Raw genomic sequence first — 20,859 nt, forward strand, 5'->3', positions numbered from 1 at the left:
CGCCATGCTGGATCTCTTCCCCGAAGCCGAGAAGCCGGTCGAAATCGTCCCGGCAAAGAAGCTTTCCGCCCGCGCCGCAGCGCTCTATGTCGCGCTGGCGGATCATTTCCAGACGCGGCCGGTGGAGGAATTGCGCCTTGGCTTCGACGGCATTTTGGGCGATTTCCACGCGGGCGCAACGCGGCGCTCTGGCGGGCGCGAACCCTGGTATCCGCGCGGCACCGAAATGCGCAACGAGCGGCAGCTGTCGATCGTGGCGGCGGACGAGCTGGCCATCGTCGCCGGGCGGATGGGCCTTGCCGAGATCAAGCCGGAATGGATCGGCGCCAATCTGGTGATCGAAGGCGTGCCGCATCTGTCGATGCTGCCGGCCGGCACGCTGCTGTTCTTCAAGGATGGCGTCACCCTCAAGGTCGACGCCCAGAACGGACCATGCCGCATTTCCGGGCGATCGATCGCCGAAAATGCGGGAATGGCCGACATCGAAGCCGGCGCGCTGCTGTTTCCCAAAATGGCCAAACGGCTGCGTGGCGTGGTCGCCTGGGTCGAGAAGCCCGGAACGATCAGGGCCGGCGAAGAGATTTCGGCGCGGGTGCCGGAGCAGTGGATTTATCAGGCATAGCCGCGCGGTTGCATCGTGACCGAAGGGCTACGCCGCTGATGAGCGGCGTAGCAAAATGCCGAAGCCTCAGCCCTTGCGGTTCTTGTTGGCGCCTTGCGCCATGACGGACACGTGGTCCCACTTGTCCCAGGTGGCGAGGCGGTTGGCGTATTCCTGACGGATCATCGGCAGGCCGCCGTCACCGAAGAACACCCGCAGCGGCGGCTCGGCGGCGTCGACGATGGCCAGCATCGCTGGACCGGTCGCCTCGGGATCGCCGGCGACCGAGTTGGCGCGGCGCTCGGCCATCTTGGCGCGGGCGGGCGCATAGGCGTCCATCGGCCTGGAGACCTTGGCCGAGGCGCCGGACCAGTCGGTGGAGAAGCCGCCGGGTTCGACCAGCGTGACATGGATGCCGAATTCCGCGACCTCGATGCTGAGCGACTGGCTGAAGGCTTCCAGCGCCCATTTCGAGGCATGGTAGAGCCCGAGCGAGGCAAAGGCGTTGACGCCGCCGATCGACGAGATCTGGATGATGTGGCCGGACCGCTGGGCGCGCATGATCGGCAGCGCCGCCTGCGTGACCCAGAGGGCACCGAACACATTGGTTTCGATCTGGTCGCGGGCTTCCTGCTCACTGACTTCCTCGATGGCGCCGAAATGGCCGTAGCCGGCATTGTTGATGACGACGTCGAACCGGCCAAAGCGCTTGTGCGCCTCGGCGACAGCGGCATCGACGGCTTTCTTGTCGGTGACGTCGAGCTTGATCGCGGCGATGTTGTCGCCATATTTCTTGACCAGATCGGCGAGCGTGTCGGGGTCACGGGCGGTTGCGGCGACACGGTCGCCCCGCGCCAATGCGGCCTCGGCCCAGACGCGGCCAAAACCCTTCGACGATCCGGTGATGAACCAAACCTTGTTTGTCATGATGTGGAATCCTTGCCCTTGCGGGCGCAATTTTTTCGATGAAAGCGGAGGCTTCTCCGCTTTCGGGCATATACGGCCTATCGCGTGATTTTCCAGGGGCGAGGGGAAATCTTTTTGAACAAGACGTCCCTTGATCAGCGATAACTCACCTGAGACGACCAGGCCGGATCGTCGTGCTTTTGCCAGTAGAGCGCCATCAGCCGGCCGGTAACAGGCCCGGCCTTGCCGTCGGCGATCGCCGCGCCATCGATCTCAGTCACCGGCATGATGCCGCCCGCGGTCGAGGTGATGAAGACCTCGTCGGCCGCCGTGAGTGCTGCAACGCTGACATCGGCGGCGGCGGCGACAAGACCTTCTTCGGCGCAGAGATCGAAGACGGTGCGGCGGGTGATGCCAGGCAGCACGCCGATGGCCGGCGTCGACAGCTTGCCATCCTTGACGCAGAAGACGTTGAAGCCCGGGCCCTCGGCGACATTGCCGTTGAAGTCGAGAATGAGTGCGGTCTCGGCACCGCGGTCATAGGCGTCGTAGAGGCCGCGCACCAGATCGAGCCAATGGTAGTTCTTGATCGACGGATCGACCGATGCCGGCGGGATTCGCACCTTGTCGCTGATGGCGACGCGCAGGCCGCGCTGCAATTGTTCCGCATTGGCGACCGAACCGAACGGCACGGCGAAGGCCATGAAGCGGTTGATCGCCTGGCGCGGATCGCGGCTGAAGGTTGGCGAGGCGCCGCGGGTGCACAGCATTTCGACATAGGCGGCGCGATGACGTGAAAGGGCGACGCAATTGTGCAGGATTTCGGCCACGCCATCCCTGTCGAAGGGGATGGTCATGCGCAGCTTGTCGAGCCCGCCGAAGAAGCGGTCGAGATGCAGATCGAGGCGGAAGAAGCGGCCTTTCCAGACATGCACCGTGTCATAGGTGGCGTCGGAATGCAGGAACCCCCAATCCAGCACCGACACTTTGGCCTGCGACATCGGCAGATACTGGCCGTCGAGGAAGGCGATGCCGTCGGGATAGGTGTGCGGGTCGACATGGCGGTCGCTGACCGTGGGCAGTGGTTTTGTAGCCTGTGTGGCCGTCGTCTGGTCCATCGGGGCCTCCTCGCGGGCAGGGCGGGTCATCAGCCTACCGGCCCGGGACAGGAGGCATAGAGCCAACCGCCCGGCACCGTTCGTCCTCCATGACGGTCCTAGCCGATACACCGGATTGGAATTGCCTTATGATCGGATGGCTTGGAATGGGAGGGGATATGGGCAGGCTTGGGACCATCATCGCAGCCATGATGATTTTCGCCGCCACGGGCGAGGCCAGCGCGCAGTGCGTGAAACAAGGCGACGAACTCTGCCAAAACGGCCAGACCTATCGCTGCGAGAAGACCGGCAGCGAGTTGACGCCGATCTTCCAGAACCTGCCTTGCACGGTGAATGCGCCGGCGCAGACACTGACCGGCACCTGGGTCGGCAGCGGCCACCAGAGCCCGGCGGGTGATGCCGGCGCCGACTGGTCGATCGCCATGACGATCAGGAATGACGGCGCGTCGATCGATTATCCGTCACTTGGCTGCGGCGGATCGCTGTCGCAGACGTCGAGGGACGAGACGTCGGCGGAATTCCATGAAAGCATCACCTATGGCCAGGACACGTGCATCGACGGTGGCGACATCACCGTCCGCTTCTTCAAGGGAAACCTGTCCTGGACCTGGGTCGGCCAGGCCGATGGCCAGCCTTACAATGCGATCGCCGTGCTGACGCGACAATAGCCGCTTCATTCCTCCTCGTCGTCGGCGTCGAGCAGGCGTGTCGCGCGCCAGCGGGTGAGCACGATGTTGGTCTTCTCGATGACGAAGAAGCGGGCGGAGTCGCGGTCATAACCCTCGGCCAGCAGCTTTTCATAGTCGGTGTGCATGTGGCGGATGTGGGCAATGGTTGCCAGCCACACGGCAATGCCAGGCGGCAAGGTCTTCATATGCACTGCGCCGGCATCCGCACGGATCTTCTCCATGTCGGCATAGGGCGCCAGCGGCAGAAGTGCGGTCAGCGCCTTGGCGATGGCGCGGCGGCGGCCGGTCGGTGCAGTCATCGCCCCTCACGTCCCTCGATGATCGCCTCCGGTATGGCGTCGGTCGAGGCGAAGTAAGGTTTGATGTCGATGACCGGCGTGCCGTCGAGCACGTCGATGGCGTCGAGATCGATGCGCCCGGTGGCGATGTCCAATCCGACGAGCCTTGCCACATGCAGGCCGACCGGGTTCGGCCGGGCTGGGGAACGCAGGCCGAATACGCCTTTTGCTTCAGCCGCATGGCGGGGTTTTTGCACAATCAGATTCCGCGGCGCGTGATGCAGCCAGGACAGGATGATGACATGGCTGGCGCGCTCCAGGCCCTGCAAGCCAGGGCGATAGGGCGCGTCGATGGTCAGCACCGCCGGCTGTCCGGTCTCGCGCGCCGTGCGCATGTTTTTCGGGCAGCTCTCCCTTGTCGTCCAGGGCGAGGCGATGCGGCCGATGAAGACGACGCGGCCATCCGCCGGCATCGTTGCCGGATCCAAGCCCAGCCTCTGCTCGCCTTCGCGTGCCTCGAACATTTCGCGCGGCCCCGTCATTCTGCCCATCTCCGTGCTGCTGCTGTCATTGTCCCAGGACCGCTACACATTTTTGGGCGGCGCGCACCGGAAAATCACGCATGCGGCATTTTCTTGTCCGGAAGCGACATAGCGCTTGCAAGGTTTTGAAAACCGACATAAACATATGTTTATATCTTTTTCAAAGTGAATGCGCTGAAAAGAGAATACGCTGATGCATGTTTCGCTCGACACCATGGTGGATACGCTGAAGGCGGCGGCCGAATCCAGCCGCCTGCGCATATTGGCACTGTTGTCGCGTGGCGACCTCACCGTTTCCGATCTTACCGAAATTCTCGGCCAGTCGCAGCCGCGCGTTTCGCGGCATTTGAAGCTGCTGCTCGAGGCCGGGCTGATCGACCGCTACCAGGAAGGATCATGGGCCTTCTTCCGCCTGTCGGATGCCGATTCCGCGCGCGACTTCGTCATGGGGCTGGTGTCCAGCATTCGCGGCGCCGATCCGCAGGTCGAGCGCGATCTCGAACGCCTGGCCTCGGTCAAGCGCAAGCGGCAGGACCGGGCGGCCGAGTATTTCTCGGTGAACGCCGCAAGCTGGGACCATATCCGCTCGCTGCATGTGCCGGACCGTGCGGTCGAGGCGGCGATGCTGAAGCTGGTCGGCAAGCGGCCGTTCCAGTCGATGCTGGATCTGGGCACCGGTACCGGGCGGCTCCTGGAAATCTTCTCGCCGCTCTACCGGCGCGGTGTCGGCATCGACATGTCGCGCGAGATGCTGACCGTGGCGCGTGCCAATCTCGACAAGGCCGGCGTTTCGAACGCGCAGGTGCGGCAGGGCGACATCTTCTCGCCGCCGGTCGAGCGCGACGCTTTCGATCTCGTCACCATCCACCAGGTGCTGCATTATCTCGACGATCCCGCCCGCGCCATCCACGAGGCGGCACGGCTTTTGCGGCCGTCGGGCCGGTTGGTCATCGTCGACTTCGCGCCGCACACGCTGGAATTCCTGCGCGAAGAGCACGCGCATATGCGGCTCGGCTTTTCCGACCGGCAGATCAGCGAGTGGTTTGCAGAGGCCGGCCTCGATCTCGAGGATGCCCAGGAATTCGAGCCGCGCGGCGGCAGCGAGCCCAGGCTCACCGTCAAGCTCTGGCTTGGCCGCGACCGGCGCCTGCTGATCGCCGACCCTGCCAATGACAGCCAGCAGACCAAAGTGAATTCGATAGGGGAAATCGCCTGATGAACCAGTTCCGCTTTTCCCGCCGCCCCGACATTGGCGACAAGGTCAAGGTTTCCTTCGAGTTCTTCCCGCCCAAGAATGACGAGATGGAGGCGCGGCTGTGGGACACGGTCACAAGGCTGGAACCGCTGAAGCCGAAATTCGTCTCGGTGACCTATGGCGCCGGCGGCTCGACGCGTGAGCGCACGGCGCGCACCGTCGGCCGCATCCTGAACGAGACCAGCCTGACGCCGGCCGCGCACATGACGTGCGTCGATGCCGCCCGTCATCAGGTCGACGCGGTGATCCAGGAATTCGCCGATATGGGCGTCAAGCGCTTCGTCGCCCTGCGCGGCGATCCGGCCGCGGGCGTGGGCACCGCCTACCGCCCGCATCCGGACGGCTACGCCAACGGCGCCGAACTGGTGGGCGCGCTGAAGGAAGCGGGCGATTTCGACATCTCGGTTTCGGCCTATCCGGAAAAGCATCCGGAAAGCCCGGACTTCGCCACCGATATCGACATGCTGAAGCGCAAGGTCGACAATGGCGCGACGCGGGCGATCACCCAGTTCTTCTTCGACAATGATCTCTACGAGCGCTATGTCGAGCGCGCGCGTCGCGCCGGCATCTACATCCCGATCGTTCCGGGCATTTTGCCGGTGCATAATTTCACCCAGGTCGCCAATTTCTCGGCGCGCTGCGGCGCGCTGGTGCCGGCATGGCTGGCCGAGCGTTTCGACGGCCTGCAGAACGATCCGCAGACGCATGCGCTGGTGGCATCGGCCGTCGCCGCCGAACAGGTTCTCGACCTGGTCGAGCGCGGCGTGGGCGACTTCCACTTCTACACGATGAACCGCGCCGACCTCGTCTTCGCCATCTGCCACATGATCGGCATCCGCTCGCACGAGGCGGAGGTGGCGGGCTCGGCTGCTGCGTGAGGTTTAATGCATGTCGCCCAAAAGTGGCCCCGGCTTTGGGAGAACGACATGCATAAAAACAAAGACTTAAAGTGCGCCGCATGAATCCGTTCAGACGCGACGCGCTTCAGCCTAAACAGCAAAAGGCCGGGTAAAAACCCGGCCTTTCGAATTGTTTAGACTATCTGGTGCTGGTCTTCCCCGTCTTGGCGGGTTCAGGGAAGGACGCCCATAATGAGGGCGCCGATGAAAGCAAACGCAGCACAAATCATCAATGCGTTGATTGGCCTCGTAAGTCCCATGACATAGCCTCCTCTTAAAGAGCTATGCCTGAGAGTCTAGGTCCATTTGTGCCACAGGCAAGCGGAAAATGTGCTGCATTGCGACGTGATTGTGAAATTTGCGACTCTGGTTTTGCCGTTAGCCGTTGAAACTCTTCGGCAAAAACCCGCTTCATGCCTGTGAATAAATTATGGCGGGGGCGTGTCGATGCTGTGTCATGGCAGCGCTACCGCCGCGAAAGTCGGCTTTGATTTTCGCGCTTAACGCCGTCCAAGGACACGTCCGTCGATTGTGAGAAGACCGAGGCCGATCAGCACCACGCCGCCGATCTCGAACAGTTCCAGCCGCTCGCCCAGGAAAAGAAAACCGAGCAGCATGGCGCTGGCCGGCACGATCAACGTGACCAGCGAGGCGTTGGTGGCGCCGGCCGAGGCGACGAGGTTGAAATAGAGGATGTAGGCGAAGGCGGTGGAGAGCAGCGCCAGTGCCAGCACCGCCGCCCAGACTGGCGGCGAGGCCGAAAACAGGCCGGCGGGGCCGTGCGCCAGCAGAACGACCGGTATCATGATGATGGTCGAAGCGGTCAGCTGCCCGGTGGCGATGACCGGCGAGGGCACGCCCTTGAATCGCCGGGCGACCATCAGCGCGACGGCATAGGACAGCGACGCGCCGATCAGCGCGAACTTCGCCCAGACAGGGCCGCCAAGCCCGGCGAGCAGGCCGGGACCGATCATGACGGCGGTGCCGGCGACGCCGAGCCCAATGCCGGCGAGCTTGTTCCAGGAGAGCTTTTCGTCCGATGTCAGCGCGTTGGCGAGGATCAGCGTCCAGAACGGCGTCGTCGCGTTGAGCACCGAGGCGACGCCAGCGCCAAGCTCGGTCTGGCCGGCGAAGATCAGCGAGAAGGGGACGACATTGTTGGTGAAGGCCAGCAGGAAGAACAGGCCAGCATGCGGAAAGGCAAGGCGGAACGATGGGCCGCGCAGGCCGAGATAGATCTGCAGCGCGATTGCCGCTATGGCGACGCGAAACAGCACCAGCACCAGCGGGTGAAGCTCCGCCACCGCGATGCGGGCGAAGAAGAACGAACCGCCCCAGATGGCACCAAGCAGCAGCAACTGCCCCCAGTCGGCGAGGGTCATCGGTCCGCGCGGTGCGGATGTAGCGGCAATTGCCATGTGGCTCGTCCTCCCCCGACATGCCGGCTCGAATGTCAGCCGGCCAGGCACAGGCATATCGGGTCTGCCGGCAAGCGCCACCCGAAACCTGATCGCTGGCAGACGACGCTACCAAGACTACCGCCGCAGTGTCAGGTGCACGAGACACAGAATTGTTTTCATTGCAGCGCCGCGCGTCCTCGGATGCTGCAAGACTCATATTTGGCGCATGATCCTTTCCGAAAGTCGAAATCGACTTTCGGGGTCATGCGCTAGCCGCTAGCTTGGATTAATTGTGCGCAGCCGAGATCGAGGATTCGTCAATGCAGCGATTCGAGAATGCCCGCGAGGCGGCACTGGCACTTCGTCCCGACGATCCGGTCTATTGCTTCCGCCCGCAGGTGCTGAAGGCCGATGCCAGGCAGTTCATGGGCATGTTCCCGGGCAAGACCGCCTATGCGGTCAAGACCAATGGCGAGCAGATCGTGCTGAAGACCTTGGTCGAGGCCGGCGTCACCGCCTTCGACGTCGCTTCGCCCGGCGAATTCGCTGCCGTGCGCGCCGTCTCTGCCGATGCCGAGATGCTCTACATGCACCCGGTCAAGGCGCAGTCCGACATCAAGCTGGCGCTGGAGAAATACGCCATCCGCGTCATTTCGCTCGACCATGAGGACGAGATCACCAAGCTGACGCGGGTGGTGCGGGCGCTCGACATCGACCCTGGCTCGATCAGCGTGTTCGTGCGCATCCAGACGAAAGGGTCGGCGGCCTACGAATTGTCGAAGAAGTTCGGCGCCGGGCCGGCTTATGCCGTGGAGCTGGCAGAGCGGCTGAACCGCACCGGCTACAAGGTCGGTCTGTGTTTCCATGTCGGCAGCCAGATCGAGGATCCCGACACCTATGAGCGGGCGCTGGCCTCGGCCGACTGGGTGCGCAACCGGCTGACCTTCGACATTGCCGGGCTCGATGTCGGCGGCGGCTTTCCAGCCGAATATGGCCACGATCCCAACCGCAAGCAGATCGAGATGCCCTCGCTCGGTCAGATCATGTCGCGGCTCTCCGGTGACCTGAAGGAATATCAGTTCGACCAGATGCCGCTGGTGGCCGAGCCGGGCAGGGTGATCGTGGCGCGCTGCCTGTCGCTGATCGTGCGCGTGCTGCTGCGCAAGGGCAAGCGGCTCTACATCAATGACGGCATCTGGGCATCGCTGTCGGATTCATGGACGGGCAAGATCACGCTGCCGGCGCGCTTCATCCCAGATCCGGCGATCAGGACCCGCAATGGCGCTGAAAAGAACGTCGTCCCGTTCAAGGTCTGCGGCGCGACCTGCGATTCCGTCGACATCCTGTCCAGGCCGTTCTGGCTGCCGGAAACCGTCGATACCGGCGACTGGATCGAAATCGGCCATATTGGCGCCTATTCGCTGTCGCTGAGGACCCGCTTCAACGGCTTTTACCCCGACACATTCGTCGAGGTGACGACACCGTTCGACGAGGGCGACGCGCCGCAGGGCTTCGCCAGCCTGGAGACGATGGCGGATTAAGGGGTAGGCAGTAGGGAATAGGGAATAGGGATCGTTTATTATACTGCCCGCTTTCAATGTCACCTTTGGTATTTGCCTACTGCCTACTGCCTAATTCCTATCCCTACGCCACGCCACCGCCGGCCTGGATGTTCTCGCCGGTCAGCCAGCGGGCGTCGTCGCTGGCCAGGAAGACCGCGACATCGGCAACGTCGCGCGGCGCGCCTATCCTGCCGAAGGGCGACATTCCGGCGGCCACGGCGCGATCGCGCTCTGGAAGCAGGTCCGTGTCGGTGAAGCCCGGCGACAGCGCATTCACCGTGATGCCGCGCGATCCGAGTTCTCGCGAGAGCACGCGAACGAACTGTTCGACGGCGCCCTTGGTGCCGAGATAGAGCGCCGTCTGCGTGAAGAACATCTTCGTGCCGCCGGTGGAGACGGCGATGATCCGGCCGCCATCGCGCACCCGGCGCGCTGCTTCCTGAAGCGTGAAGAAGGTGCCCTTGGCATTGGTGCCGAAGACCTGGTCGAAATCGGCTTCCGTCACCTCGGTCAGCGGCTTGATGACGGCGACGCCGACATTGGCGACGACGATGTCGATTGCGCCCAGCCTGCTCTCGGTCTCGTCAAACAGGCGGCGGACATCGGAAACGCTTGATATGTCGGCCTGGATGGCGAGCGCCTTTCCTCCCTTGCTGGCGATGCCGGCGACGACCTCATCGGCGGCTTTCCGGTTGCCGACATAGTTGACGACCACGGCGGCGCCCTGGGCGGCGAGGCCTTCGGCGATGGCCCGGCCAATGCCACGCGAACTGCCGGTGACGATTGCGGTTTTGCCGTGCAGAGACTGGGACATGATCAATTTCCTTCAAGCATTCCGGCCCGCGGCTTTGCCTGCGATGTGGCCGATGGCTGAGAGATAGCGGCATGCAATTGATCAGATAATGACCTATTATCTGATTGGCTTGTTAATCCAAGGGTACATAATGCGCGGATCCGAATTCACCGAGCTCAAGGCATTTTCCGCCATCGTCGAAGAGGGCAGTTTCGTCCGTGCCGCCGCAAGGCTGCGCGTGTCGCCACCGGCGCTCAGCCAGTCTATCCGGCAGTTGGAGACGCGCATCGGCGTCAGGCTCCTCAACCGCACGACCCGCAGTGTCTCCGCGACCGCCGCAGGCGACGCGCTTTTTTCGCGCCTTGCCGTCGCCTTTGATGAACTGGAAAGCGCCATTGCCGATGTTCATGCGGCGCGCGATCGGCCGGCGGGTTCGCTACGCATCAATGTGCCGCGTGTCGCCGCGATGCGATTCATCGCGCCGATCCTTGGGGACTTTCAGCGCAGCTATCCCGATATCGCGCTGACCGTCATCGTCGATGACACGCTGGCAGACATTGTCGAAGGCCGGTTCGATGCAGGAATCCGGCTCGGCGAGCGGCTGGAGAAGGACATGGTGGCGGTGAAACTGAGCGAGGATTTGCAGATGGCCGCGGTGGCCGCCCCCGCCTATCTCGAGAACCGGACCGTACCGCGTCATCCGCAGGAACTGCACCAGCATCAATGCATCAAATTCCAGTGGCCGGGCGGCGGCAACCTCTATCGATGGGAGTTCGCGCGCGGCAAACGGGTTCTGGAAATCGCGGTCGAAGGCAGCCTGACCGTCAACGATACCGAGCTGATGCTCAATGCCGTTCTGGATGGCGTGGGCATTGCCTACATGTTCGAATACCAGGTTCGGCCCTGGATCGAGCAAGGCAGGCTGGTCCGCTTTCTGGAAGCCTGGTCGCCCAGCTTTCCCGGCTTCTATCTATACCACCCAAGTTCGCGGCACGTGCCGCCCGCCTTGCGGGCGTTCATCGATTTCGTGCGGGCGAGGAGAGCAGGCGCTAGCCGGTAGCGAGGGCCTCAAGATTGGCGGCCCCTCACAGCTTCGCCAAAAGCTCCGATGTCGGCCAGCCGTCCACCGGCAGGCCAAGCCGCATCTGCTCCTTGCGGATCGCTTCGCGGGTGTTGGTGCCCAGAATGCCGTCGACCGTGCCGACGTCGTAGCCCCGGGCCTCGAGCTTGGTCTGCAGCGCCTTCATCTGCTCGTTGTTGAGGCCTTGTTCCGGGTTGCGCGGATCAAGCGGCGGCGCGCCGGCGAGCCGTGCGGCGAGATTGGCCGCGGTCAGCGCATAGGTGAAGGACTGGTTCCATTCGAGATAGACGTCGAAATTGTCATAGGTGAGGAAGGCCGGGCCCTTGCGGCCCATGGGCAGCGCCAGGCCTGCCTTGAGGCCCTTGTCGACAAGCGGCGAGCCGTCGGGATTGGTGATGCCCCACTGCGCCCACTGTGTCAGCGGCAATTTGTTGGTGCGCCCGGTCTGATCCCAGGGCATCTCGTCGGGCACCCGCACTTCCTGGATCCAGGGCTCGTCGCGCTTCCAGCCGCGCGACAGCACCTTGTTGGCCGTGGTCATGATCACATCGGGCACGCTGTTGCGCAGGTCGATCTTGCCGTCGCCGTCGCCGTCGACGCCCCGGCCCAGATAGTCCGAAGGCAGGATCTGCGTCTGGCCGATCTCGCCGGCCCATGCGCCCTTGACGTCGGCCGGCAGCACGCCGCGATCTATGAGCTGCAGAAGCGGCACCAGCTGCTGGCGGAACAGCTGCGGGCGCCGGCAATCATGCGAAAGCGTCACCAGGGCGCTCAGCGTATGGAAATCGCCCTGCACGGCGCCGAAATCCGTCTCCAGCGCCCAGAAGGCGGTGATGACAGGCGCCTGTACGCCAAACTGCTGGTCGGCGCGGGCGAAGACATCGGCGTATTTCTTCATGTTCGCCGCGCCTTGCTTCAGCCGGTAGGCCGAAATCATGCGGTTGGAGAACTCGATGAAGGTCTGGGTGAAGACGCCCTGGGCGCGGTCGCGCGCCAGCGCCCGCTCGTCAAAGGTGGCATCTTCCAGCGCATCGAGACCGACGGCGCCGACACCGGCCGCCTTGGCTTCCGCCGCCACGCCCTGTTTCCAGGTTTCGAAGTCGCCGCCGCATTCCTGCGCCATCGCCGGCAAGGCCGTGGCGCACAGGAATAGCGCCGCGAGGGCTTGGGAACGCAGTCGCATCAGCTTCCTTTCGAACGAAGAGGGCATTGTCGTGCTGGCTGAACGCCCAACGCCCTGAATTACCGGCGGTTGCACCCTACCGCTGGCTGTGTCGAAAAGCAGGCGGCAGGCCCGGTGTCAACGGGTCTTCTGCGGCAGCCCCTCGTTCCATGGGCTTCGCTGCCGTTGAACCGGTGTCAACGGGTGTTCTGCCGCAGCCACTTGTTCCAGGCGGCTTCCGAGCCGTTGAAGACGTTGATGTCTGATTTGCCGGTCATGCCGGGGACGATGCCGGTTCCGGTGTACTGCCAGAAGGTGAAGGGGTGGCTGCCGTATTTTTCGCGCGGGTGGCCGGCGACCGAGCGCAGCCAGTAGGGGTAGCCGCGGAAGGTCGACAACTGGTTGTCGTCGAAGAAGTCGACGGAGGTATAGATGATCGGCTTCTTGCCGTAGTGCCGTTCGACGATCTGGAGGAATGTGGTCATCTCCGCACGCACCGTGGCGGCGTCGGGACGCAGCCTGCAGGTCGGCGATTTCGGGTTCCATTCCATGTCGAGAACCGGCGGCATGGCGGAGCGGTCGACGGGAACGTTCTGGATGAACCAGCGCGCCTGCTGGGCGGCCGGGGTGCAGAAATAGAAGAAATGATAGGGCGCGCGCGGAACGCCGGCGGCTTTCGTGCGCGCCCAGTGCTCGTTGAAATACTCGTCGAAGCGGTCGCCGCCCTCGGTCGCCTTGATGAAGGCGAAGGAAATGCCGCTCGCCTTGGCTGTCGGCCAGTCGACCGAGGTCTGGTACTTGGAAACGTCGGTGCCGTGAACGGCATAGTTCCACGGCGCGCCGCTGTCCCATTCATGTGGCTTGGAATCCTCGAAGCGGGGAGCACGCACGGCGACCGTCGGGCTGCTGGACCCGGATGGCGACAGCGGCGACAGATCGTCCACGGTCGAGCAGGCGCCAAGCAGCGTCAGCATGAAAAGGGCCGCAAGACGGCGCATCACAACTTCCAAGCCGGAAACAGCCGGTCGCTGATGGGTCTGTGAACCGATGGCCGACGATTGGTCGAGCCCCCTCCGGGCGATCGCCCCACAGCATCGCCCAGTCTATCCCTTTTGTGCATGTCCCAAAACCGCAGCGCGCTTTTGGGCGACATGCATCCTGTGATCGCCGATCATGGTTGATAATCCGTTGACGGCGCTCGACAAGAGCCCTGATTTTGCGGGAGCAATGGCGGCAATTCGATGACATAAGGGTCGGGCGAAAGCCCGGGAGGAAGCAGATGCGGTTCGTCGTCAAGATCGTCAAATGGCTGCTTGGACTGATCGTTCTGGCGGTCGCCGGGCTGTTTGGCTGGCTCTACATCGCGCCGCCCGAACTGATCCGTGTCGGTTCCGGCTATTCGGCCAAGATCGTCTGCTCCAACGTCTTCATTGCCGGGCGCGATGCCAACGAAGTGCTTGCCGTCGACGTGCAGGCGCCCGGCCACCCGCTGTTGCGGCTGATGCGGGTCTCGGTCGACAAGAACCGGGGAACGGTTTCGGCGGGCCTGCTGGGCTTCCTCGGCAAGAGCGAGGCGGTTTCCCGCGATGGGCTGGGCTGCGCCTCGATCCCTGACGGCGATGTCGGCAAGGCGCGGCGCACGACGGTCCATGTCGAGCCTTCGGCAACCAGCCTGGATATGCTGTGGCCCGAAGGCGAGCGGGTCGAGGCATCGCAGGATCCGGTGATTGCCAAGCTGCTCGACGATGCGGCGCTGACCGGGGCAGGCATGCGCGCGGTGGTCGTGGTCAAGAACGGCCGCGTCGTCGCTGAGCGCTATGGCGACGGCTTTTCGGCCAAGACGCCGCTGCTCGGCTGGTCGATGACCAAGACAGTGAACGCCGCGATCGTCGGCACGCTGGTCAAGGACGGCAAAATGGCCGTCGACAACAAGGGCCTGTTCGCGCCGTGGAAGGCGGACGGCCGCGCCGCTATCAGCCTTGCCGACATGATGGCGATGTCGAGCGGGCTGGAATTCAACGAGGACTATGGCGACGTCGCCGATGTCACGCGCATGCTCTATCTCGAGCCCGACATGGCGGGCTTTGCCGAATCAAAGCCGCTGGCGGGCGAGGTCGGCAAGGTGTTCACCTATTCGAGCGGCACGGCGGTGATGCTGTCGCGGCTCTGGCAGGACGCGATCGGCGACAAGGCCAAGGCGCTGACATGGCCGCGCACGGCCCTGTTCGGGCCGCTCGGCATGCACAGCGCGGTGCTCGAAACCGACGAGCGGGGCACGTTCGTCGGCTCGTCCTATCTCTACGCCACGGCGCATGACTGGGCCCGCTTCGGCCAGTTCCTGCTGCAGGGCGGGGTGTGGAACGGCAACCAGATGCTGCCGGCCGGCTTCGTCGACTGGATGCGCGAGCCGGCGCCTGCCTCGACAGTCTACGGCAAGGGCCAGTTGTGGATCGAGGCGCCGGGCGATGAGGAAAATCCCGGCGCCGGCGTCGCGGCCGGCCTGCCCAAGGACACCTACTGGATGGAAGGGCACGACGGCCAGACCGTCGCCATCATTCCCTCGGAGCAGCTGGTGATCGTGCGGCTGGGGCTGACGCCGGCCAAGCTCGGCTATCGTCCGCAGACGATGGTGGGCGCGCTGGTGAAGGCCCTGCATTAGGACCTTTTACCCTTGATGGGGAGGTCGGCGCGCAGCGCCGGGGTGGGCTGCCTAGCGCTCCACCCCCACCCGCGCCTTCGGCGCGACCTCCTCCATCGAGGGGGAGGTGAGGTTGTGCGGTCCAATCACGCCCAGCCAGGCATAACCGCGATAAAGCGTGCGGAAACGGAAGGTTGCGCCGGCTTGCCGAGATTCCGATTCCAGGACTTCGCGCAGGGATTCACGCGGCGTGACGTGGAATTTTTTCAACCAGCCGCGCAGCAAGGTCCGGAACCAAGCCGGCAAGCCCTCCTGCTGGCCGAAATCGACGACATGCAGGGAGCCGCCGGGGGATAGTGCCGCAAGAGCCGCCGACACCGTCTTCTCCCAACCAGGAATCATCGACAGCGAATAGGAGACGAAGACACGGTCGAAGCGCTCGATGCCGTAAAGTGCGGCGGTGTCGAAATCGGTGGCGTCGCCTCGTGCCAGCGTGACGCGGCCTGACATGCCTTCGCGGTCGATCGCCTTGCCGGCCGTCTCCAGCATTTCGGCCGAAATATCGAGGCCGAAGAAGCGGGCATCGGGGTAGCGGCGGGCGGCGAGGATGATGTTGCGGCCGGTGCCGCAGCCGAGTTCCAGCACGGTGCCGCCTTGCGGCACCTCAAGCCCATCGATCAGCCGGTCGCGGCCGAGCAGGTAGTATTTGCGGGTCAGGTCGTAGATGTGGCGCTGCCAGCGGTAGACGCCATCCATCAGCTCGGCATGATTGGCCTTGAATTCGGGGCTGGCCGGCAGCTCGGTCGTGCTCATGCGGCGCGCTTCACATAGAGGTGGAAGCCGCCATAGATGGCGGAGCGGTCGCGGACCGAGAATTCGCGCGAGGCCTCGTCCTGATAGTCCCACTGGTCCAGCAGCGAGGTTGAGACGCGGCCCGGTAGCAGGCTGGGCTCGGCGGCGGTGCGGAAGATGACGCGGGCGCCAGCGGAGGCGGTGCGGCTGATTTCCGACCACAGCGCGTTGAGCTGGTCATCGGTCATCCAGTCCTGCGCATCGAGCAGGATGAAGCGATCGACGACACCCGCATCCTTGCCGGCCAGGAACTCGATCAGATTGGCATGGTGGATGGCGACGCGGTCGACATTGCCGCGGATGGTCTCGTAATTCTGCTTTTCCAGATAGGCCGGCAGGGCGGCCTCGCCGGGCTCGGGATAGCGGCGGGCAAAGGCCTGCCAGGCGAAGTAGTTGTTTTCCAGGGGAAAATCGCAGGCGAGCTTCTCCAGCCGGGCCTTCAGCACGCTGGCCATGGTGCCGTCGCCTGATGTGATCAGGGAATCATATTGCGCCGGCGGAATGCCGAGGCCGAATAGCGAAGCCTTGCGCGAGGTCGCCCATTTCAAAAGCTTCCTGTCGAAGACGGGCGCCAGTTCCTCGTTGAAGAAGCGGCGCTGCTCGCCGAGGTTCCTGGCTTCCATCATGCGGGCCGGGTTGACGCCGAAGAACTTTGCCGTGCGATGGCCCATGGCGATGAACAGGCCGAGCAGGCCGGTCTGGTAGAAATTGCGGTCGAAAACACCGATGCGACGGCGACCACGCCAGTTGCGGCGTTCCCAATAGTGGCGGCTGACCGGATCGAGATGCGGCGCGATGAAACGGTCATAGGCTTGCGAATTGTGGCTGGTGTCGGCGGCGCCGAAGAAGCGGAACAGGTCGCCCTGCGAGGGCAGGCGGCGCACCGCCTCCAGCTTCATGCGGTTCAGCGCGATGTGGGCGGCATTGAGGTCGACGGCGTCTATCCGTGCCGGCGATCGGGTGAGGTAGGCCAGGATGTTGCAGCCGCCGGAAGCGATTGTGACGATGCGATGGCCCTGGCCAAGCTGCATGGCCTCCATGTCGACATCGGGGTCTTCCCAGATCTGCGGATAGACGAGGCCGGAAAACAGGAAGGCGAACAGACGCTCGGAGATGCCGGCTTTCGAAAGCGCGCGGTTCTGGTAGACGGCTTTTCCAACTTCCTTGCCGCGGCGAAAAACCAGATCCGAGGATACGTCCGTCATGACAAAGTGATTCCCCAGTTGCTTTGCCGCAAGCGGGTAACCCAGGGTCATGACAGGCCGGTGACAGCCGGAGGCATCGATAATTCTACTGCGGCGGCCATCTGACGCGGCCTTCCGCGCTTCGGGTGCTCGCGGACTCCGACGTCCGCTCCGCTCCGGTTCTCGAAAGCCACGTCACCTGACTCGCCGCAGCGAATTCTCGAAGCTCCCTCAGGCGGGTCCAAACCCGCCCGGCGTCGGCGTGATCAAAATAACGGCATCACCGGCCTCGAGCACGGTCTGGTCGCAGGCCTTCAGCATGTCGATCGTGCCGTCCTTGCGGCGGATCTTGGTCGAGCCGACCTCGCCGTCGCCGCCACCGTCCAGCCCCTGAGGCGGGCGGTTGCGGTGCGAGGACAGGATCGCGCATTCCATCTTCTCGAGGAAGCGGATGCTGCGTTTGGTGCCGTCGCCGGCGCTCCACTTGCCCTCGCCGCCCGATCCCTTACGGATGTGGAAATCCTCCAGCACCACGGGGAAGCGCAGTTCCAGCACTTCGGGATCGGTGAGGCGCGAATTGGTCATGTGGGTGTGCACGCCGGAAGTGCCGGCAAAGCCGCGGCCGGAGTTCATATGGCCGGCCGGCGAGCCGGAGCAGATCGTCTCGTAGTACTGGTACTTCTTGTTGCCGAAGGTAAGGTTGTTCATCGTCCCCTGCGCATTGGCCATGGTGCCCATGGCGCCGAACAGCGCGTTGGTGACATGCTGCGAGGTCTCGACATTGCCGGCGACGACGGCGGCGGGGTAGGCGGGCTTCAGCATGCAGCCGTCGGGAATGACGATGTTGATGGGCCGCAGACATCCGGCATTCATCGGGATCATGTCCTCGACCATGACACGGAAGGCATAGAGGACCGCGGCGCGGGCCACCGGCTCCGGCGCGTTGAAATTGTTCTTCATGACGGGCGATGTGCCGGTGAAGTCGACCGTAGCTTCGCGCATTTGCCGGTCGACCGATATCTTCACCTTGATCACCTGGCCGGTGTCGGTGGGATATTCATAGGCCGATGTATCGGGCAGCCGCTCGATCACCCGCCGCACGCTCTCGGCCGCATTGTCCTGGACGTGGCCCATATAGGCCTCGACGACATCGAGGCCGAAATGCGCGACCATCTTGCGCAGTTCGGCGACGCCTTTCTCATTGGCGGCGATCTGCGCCTTGAGGTCGGCAATGTTCTGGTGCGGGTTGCGGGCCGGGTAACGATGGTCGGTGAGCAGCGCATGCAGCTCTTTTTCGCGGAATTTGCCGCGGTCGACGATGCGGAAATTGTCGAACAGCACGCCTTCCTCGTCGACCGTGGTGGCGAGCGGCGTCATCGAGCCGGGGGCGGTGCCGCCTATATCGGCGTGGTGGCCGCGCGAGGCCGCCCAGAACAGGATCTCTTTCTGGGCGTCGTCGAACACCGGCGTCACCACGGTAATGTCGGGCAAATGCGTGCCGCCATTGTACGGTGCGTTCAAGGCAAAGACGTCGCCTGGGTGGACGTCGCCGGAGTTCAGCCGGATGATGGTTTCGACCGAGCGGTCCATCGAGCCCAGATGCACCGGCATGTGCGGCGCATTGGCGACCAGCGCCCCTGTATGGTCGAAGACGGCGCAAGAGAAATCCAGCCTTTCCTTGATGTTGACGGAATAGGCGGTGTTCTGCAGCGTGACACCCATCTGCTCCGCGATCGACATGAACAGGTTGTTGAAGACTTCGAGCATCACCGGATCGGCGTCGGTGCCGAGGGCGGCGGCGCGCGCCTTCTTTTCCGTGCGGCGGATCACGACATGGTTGAGGTTGGTGATTTCGGCCCGCCAGCCCGGTTCGACGACAATGGTTTGGTTCGGTTCGATGATAAGAGCGGGGCCGGCGACCAGATTGGATGGGCGCAGGTTCTCGCGACGATGGATGCCGGCTTCATGCCACCGGCCTTCGGTGTAGATGCGCCGCGTTCCGGAAGCGCCGGCTTCAATCCGTGCGGGCCCGGCGGGCGCATAGGCCTCGGCGCTGCTCTCGCCGATTTCGCTGCCCTCGACGCCAACCGTCTCGACGATCATCGGCTTGTCGTCATAGACGAAACCGAATTGCGCCTTGTGGGCGATTTCGAAGTCGCGCCTTGCCTGGAAAATCGAGTCGCTTTCGAAATTCACCGGCAGCGTCGTGTCGGTGCCGTCATAGCGGATGTGCAGCACGGGCTTGGCGGCCACCGCGTCCTCGGCGATGCCTTGCACGGCCAATTCGGCGATCACCGTCTTTTTCAAGGTGGCGATGAGGCTGGCGATCTCGGTTCGGGACTCCTCGGCAAGCGGTTTGAGCAATGCCTGCTGGCGCGAGGCAAAGACCGACGCCAGGCCGATCCCATAGGCCGAAAGCAGGCCGGAGAAGGGGTGGATCAGCACCGCTTCCATGCCGAGCGCATCGGCGACCAGGCATGCGTGCTGGCCGCCGGCGCCGCCGAAGCAGTTCAAGAGATATTCGGTGACGTCGTAGCCGCGCTGGACGGAAATCTTCTTGATGGCGTTGGCCATGTTCTCGACGGCGATGGTGACGAAGCCCTCGGCAACCGCTTCCGGCGAGCGGCGGTCACCGATCTGGTCGGCCAGGGCCGCGAATTTTGCGCGCACGGTCTCGACGTCGAGCGGCTGGTCCTGGCCGGGGCCGAAGATCGCAGGGAAAAAGTCCGGCTGCAATTTGCCGAGCATGACATTGGCGTCGGTGACGGCGAGCGGACCGCCGCGCCGGTAGGCGGCGGGTCCGGGATTGGCGCCCGCTGAATCGGGCCCGGCGCGAAAACGGCCAGCCTCGTAATGCAGGACCGACCCGCCGCCGGCGGCGACGGTGTGGATACGCATCATCGGCGCGCGGACACGCACGCCGGCGACTTCGGTATCGAAAGCGCGCTCGTACTCGCCATCGTAATGGGCAACGTCAGTGGAGGTGCCGCCCATGTCGAAGCCGATGACTTTTTCGAAGCCGGCGAGCTTGGCCGTCTCGACCATGCCGACGACGCCGCCGGCCGGACCCGACAGCAGTGCGTCCTTGCCCTGGAACATGTCGGCGGCGGTGAGGCCGCCCGACGACATCATGAACATCAGGCGAGGGGACTGGTCGCCATCTCTCGCCGCGCCCAGTTCTCCCGCCACCCTTTGCACATAGCGTGACAGAATGGGCGAGAGATAGGCGTCGACCACGGTGGTGTCGCCGCGGCCGACCAGCTTGATCAGCGGCGAGACCTCATGGCTGACCGAGACTTGGGCGAAGCCGATCTTGCGGCAGACCTTTGCCACCGCCTTCTCGTGATCGGGGTATTTCCAGGCATGCATGAAGACGATGGCGACGGCATCGATGCCGTCGGCCTTCGCCTGCTCGATCGCGGGCCGGCAAGCGGCGATGTCGAGCAGTTGTTCGACGCGGCCATCGGCGAGCACGCGCTCGTCGATCTCGATGACGCGCTCATAGAGCTGCTCGGGAAGGATGATCTCCTTGGCAAAGATGTCGGGCCGCGCCTGGTAGGCGATCCTCAGCGCATCGCGAAAGCCCTTGGTGATGAGCAGGAGCACGCGGTCGCCCTTGCGCTCCAGGAGCGCGTTGGTGGCGACCGTGGTGCCCATCTTGATGTCGCCGATAAGCCCGGACGGGATCGCGGCGCCCGGGTCAACGCCGAGCAGGTCGCGGATGCCCTGGATGGCCGCATCGGCATAGGCTTCGGGATTCTCCGACAGAAGCTTGCGCGGATGCAGCCCCGCTTGCGGATCGCGGCCGATGACATCCGTGAAGGTGCCGCCCCGGTCGATCCAGAAATCCCATTTCGCGGTCATGGCGGCTGTCTCCGGCATTTTTCGTTGTCAGCTTT

18 protein-coding genes are annotated in these 20,859 nt (G+C 63.9%); 7 read left to right on the forward strand and 11 right to left on the reverse strand.

Annotated features, from left to right (window positions below):
- Nucleotides 1–4: 4 nt before the first annotated feature.
- Nucleotides 5–622 carry an MOSC domain-containing protein gene (locus CK227_RS18600; protein ID WP_095773917.1) on the forward strand — a complete coding sequence of 206 codons (618 nt, stop codon included), beginning with the start codon at nucleotides 5–7 and terminating at the stop codon, nucleotides 620–622.
- Between the two features lie 66 nt (nucleotides 623–688).
- On the opposite strand, the gene CK227_RS18605 is transcribed toward CK227_RS18600, so the two are convergent.
- Nucleotides 689–1,528: an SDR family oxidoreductase gene (locus CK227_RS18605; protein WP_095773918.1), complete on the reverse strand. Its 840-nt coding sequence runs from the start codon at nucleotides 1,526–1,528 to the stop codon at nucleotides 689–691.
- Between the two features lie 134 nt (nucleotides 1,529–1,662).
- Nucleotides 1,663–2,625, reverse strand: coding sequence for a D-amino acid aminotransferase (locus CK227_RS18610; RefSeq protein ID WP_095774031.1), 963 nt, complete (start codon nucleotides 2,623–2,625; stop codon nucleotides 1,663–1,665).
- Between the two features lie 158 nt (nucleotides 2,626–2,783).
- On the opposite strand from CK227_RS18610, the gene CK227_RS18615 reads away from it, so the two are divergent.
- Entirely contained in the window at nucleotides 2,784–3,293 is a 510-nt protein-coding gene (locus CK227_RS18615) for a hypothetical protein (RefSeq protein WP_095773919.1), read from the forward strand.
- A gap of 5 nt (nucleotides 3,294–3,298) precedes the next feature.
- Here the strand turns inward: CK227_RS18615 and CK227_RS18620 are convergent, their stop codons facing one another.
- Nucleotides 3,299–3,613, reverse strand: a complete 315-nt coding sequence (locus tag CK227_RS18620; RefSeq protein ID WP_095773920.1) for a DUF2293 domain-containing protein — start codon at nucleotides 3,611–3,613, stop codon at nucleotides 3,299–3,301.
- A complete protein-coding gene (tsaA, locus tag CK227_RS18625; protein ID WP_095773921.1) occupies nucleotides 3,610–4,134 on the reverse strand; it encodes a tRNA (N6-threonylcarbamoyladenosine(37)-N6)-methyltransferase TrmO in 525 nt (174 codons plus the stop codon). Before tsaA ends, CK227_RS18620 begins: the two co-directional genes overlap by 4 nt.
- A 193-nt stretch (nucleotides 4,135–4,327) precedes the next feature.
- Between tsaA and CK227_RS18630 the strand changes: the two genes are divergently transcribed.
- Nucleotides 4,328–5,350, forward strand: a complete 1,023-nt coding sequence (locus CK227_RS18630; protein ID WP_095773922.1) for a metalloregulator ArsR/SmtB family transcription factor — start codon at nucleotides 4,328–4,330, stop codon at nucleotides 5,348–5,350.
- Nucleotides 5,350–6,267 (forward strand): methylenetetrahydrofolate reductase [NAD(P)H], encoded by a 918-nt coding sequence (gene metF, locus CK227_RS18635; protein ID WP_095773923.1) that lies wholly within the window; start codon nucleotides 5,350–5,352, stop codon nucleotides 6,265–6,267. The genes CK227_RS18630 and metF overlap by 1 nt, the downstream gene beginning before the upstream one ends.
- A gap of 521 nt (nucleotides 6,268–6,788) precedes the next feature.
- On the opposite strand, the gene CK227_RS18640 is transcribed toward metF, so the two are convergent.
- The gene (locus CK227_RS18640; protein WP_095773924.1) at nucleotides 6,789–7,706 is read right to left on the reverse strand and encodes a DMT family transporter; all 918 of its coding nucleotides are present in this window, start codon (nucleotides 7,704–7,706) and stop codon (nucleotides 6,789–6,791) included.
- 302 nt (nucleotides 7,707–8,008) lie between these two features.
- Between CK227_RS18640 and CK227_RS18645 the strand changes: the two genes are divergently transcribed.
- Nucleotides 8,009–9,229: an alanine racemase gene (locus tag CK227_RS18645; RefSeq protein WP_095774032.1), complete on the forward strand. Its 1,221-nt coding sequence runs from the start codon at nucleotides 8,009–8,011 to the stop codon at nucleotides 9,227–9,229.
- Between the two features lie 103 nt (nucleotides 9,230–9,332).
- Here the strand turns inward: CK227_RS18645 and CK227_RS18650 are convergent, their stop codons facing one another.
- On the reverse strand, nucleotides 9,333–10,064 hold the full coding sequence (locus CK227_RS18650; protein ID WP_095773925.1) for an SDR family oxidoreductase: 732 nt from the start codon (nucleotides 10,062–10,064) through the stop codon (nucleotides 9,333–9,335).
- A gap of 130 nt (nucleotides 10,065–10,194) precedes the next feature.
- On the opposite strand from CK227_RS18650, the gene CK227_RS18655 reads away from it, so the two are divergent.
- Nucleotides 10,195–11,103, forward strand: coding sequence for a LysR family transcriptional regulator (locus CK227_RS18655; RefSeq protein WP_095773926.1), 909 nt, complete (start codon nucleotides 10,195–10,197; stop codon nucleotides 11,101–11,103).
- A 25-nt stretch (nucleotides 11,104–11,128) separates the two neighbouring features.
- Here CK227_RS18655 and CK227_RS18660 read toward each other — a convergent pair whose 3' ends face one another.
- The gene (locus CK227_RS18660) at nucleotides 11,129–12,307 is read right to left on the reverse strand and encodes a lytic murein transglycosylase (RefSeq protein ID WP_095774033.1); all 1,179 of its coding nucleotides are present in this window, start codon (nucleotides 12,305–12,307) and stop codon (nucleotides 11,129–11,131) included.
- 176 nt (nucleotides 12,308–12,483) lie between these two features.
- Nucleotides 12,484–13,284, reverse strand: a complete 801-nt coding sequence (locus CK227_RS18665) for a GH25 family lysozyme (protein ID WP_095773927.1) — start codon at nucleotides 13,282–13,284, stop codon at nucleotides 12,484–12,486.
- Nucleotides 13,285–13,565: 281 nt separating this feature from the next.
- Between CK227_RS18665 and CK227_RS18670 the strand changes: the two genes are divergently transcribed.
- Nucleotides 13,566–14,945, forward strand: coding sequence for a serine hydrolase (locus CK227_RS18670; RefSeq protein WP_095773928.1), 1,380 nt, complete (start codon nucleotides 13,566–13,568; stop codon nucleotides 14,943–14,945).
- 51 nt (nucleotides 14,946–14,996) lie between these two features.
- Here the strand turns inward: CK227_RS18670 and CK227_RS18675 are convergent, their stop codons facing one another.
- The 3 genes from CK227_RS18675 to CK227_RS18685 form a co-directional block, all read right to left on the reverse strand.
- Entirely contained in the window at nucleotides 14,997–15,737 is a 741-nt protein-coding gene (locus CK227_RS18675; protein WP_095773929.1) for a class I SAM-dependent methyltransferase, read from the reverse strand.
- Nucleotides 15,734–17,032 carry a DUF3419 family protein gene (locus tag CK227_RS18680; protein ID WP_095773930.1) on the reverse strand — a complete coding sequence of 433 codons (1,299 nt, stop codon included), beginning with the start codon at nucleotides 17,030–17,032 and terminating at the stop codon, nucleotides 15,734–15,736. Before CK227_RS18680 ends, CK227_RS18675 begins: the two co-directional genes overlap by 4 nt.
- A gap of 159 nt (nucleotides 17,033–17,191) precedes the next feature.
- Nucleotides 17,192–20,824, reverse strand: coding sequence for a hydantoinase B/oxoprolinase family protein (locus tag CK227_RS18685; protein WP_095774034.1), 3,633 nt, complete (start codon nucleotides 20,822–20,824; stop codon nucleotides 17,192–17,194).
- Nucleotides 20,825–20,859 lie beyond the last annotated feature (35 nt).

Origin of the sequence: Mesorhizobium sp. WSM4308, assembly GCF_002294905.1 — a bacterium.
Lineage (GTDB): Bacteria > Pseudomonadota > Alphaproteobacteria > Rhizobiales > Rhizobiaceae > Mesorhizobium.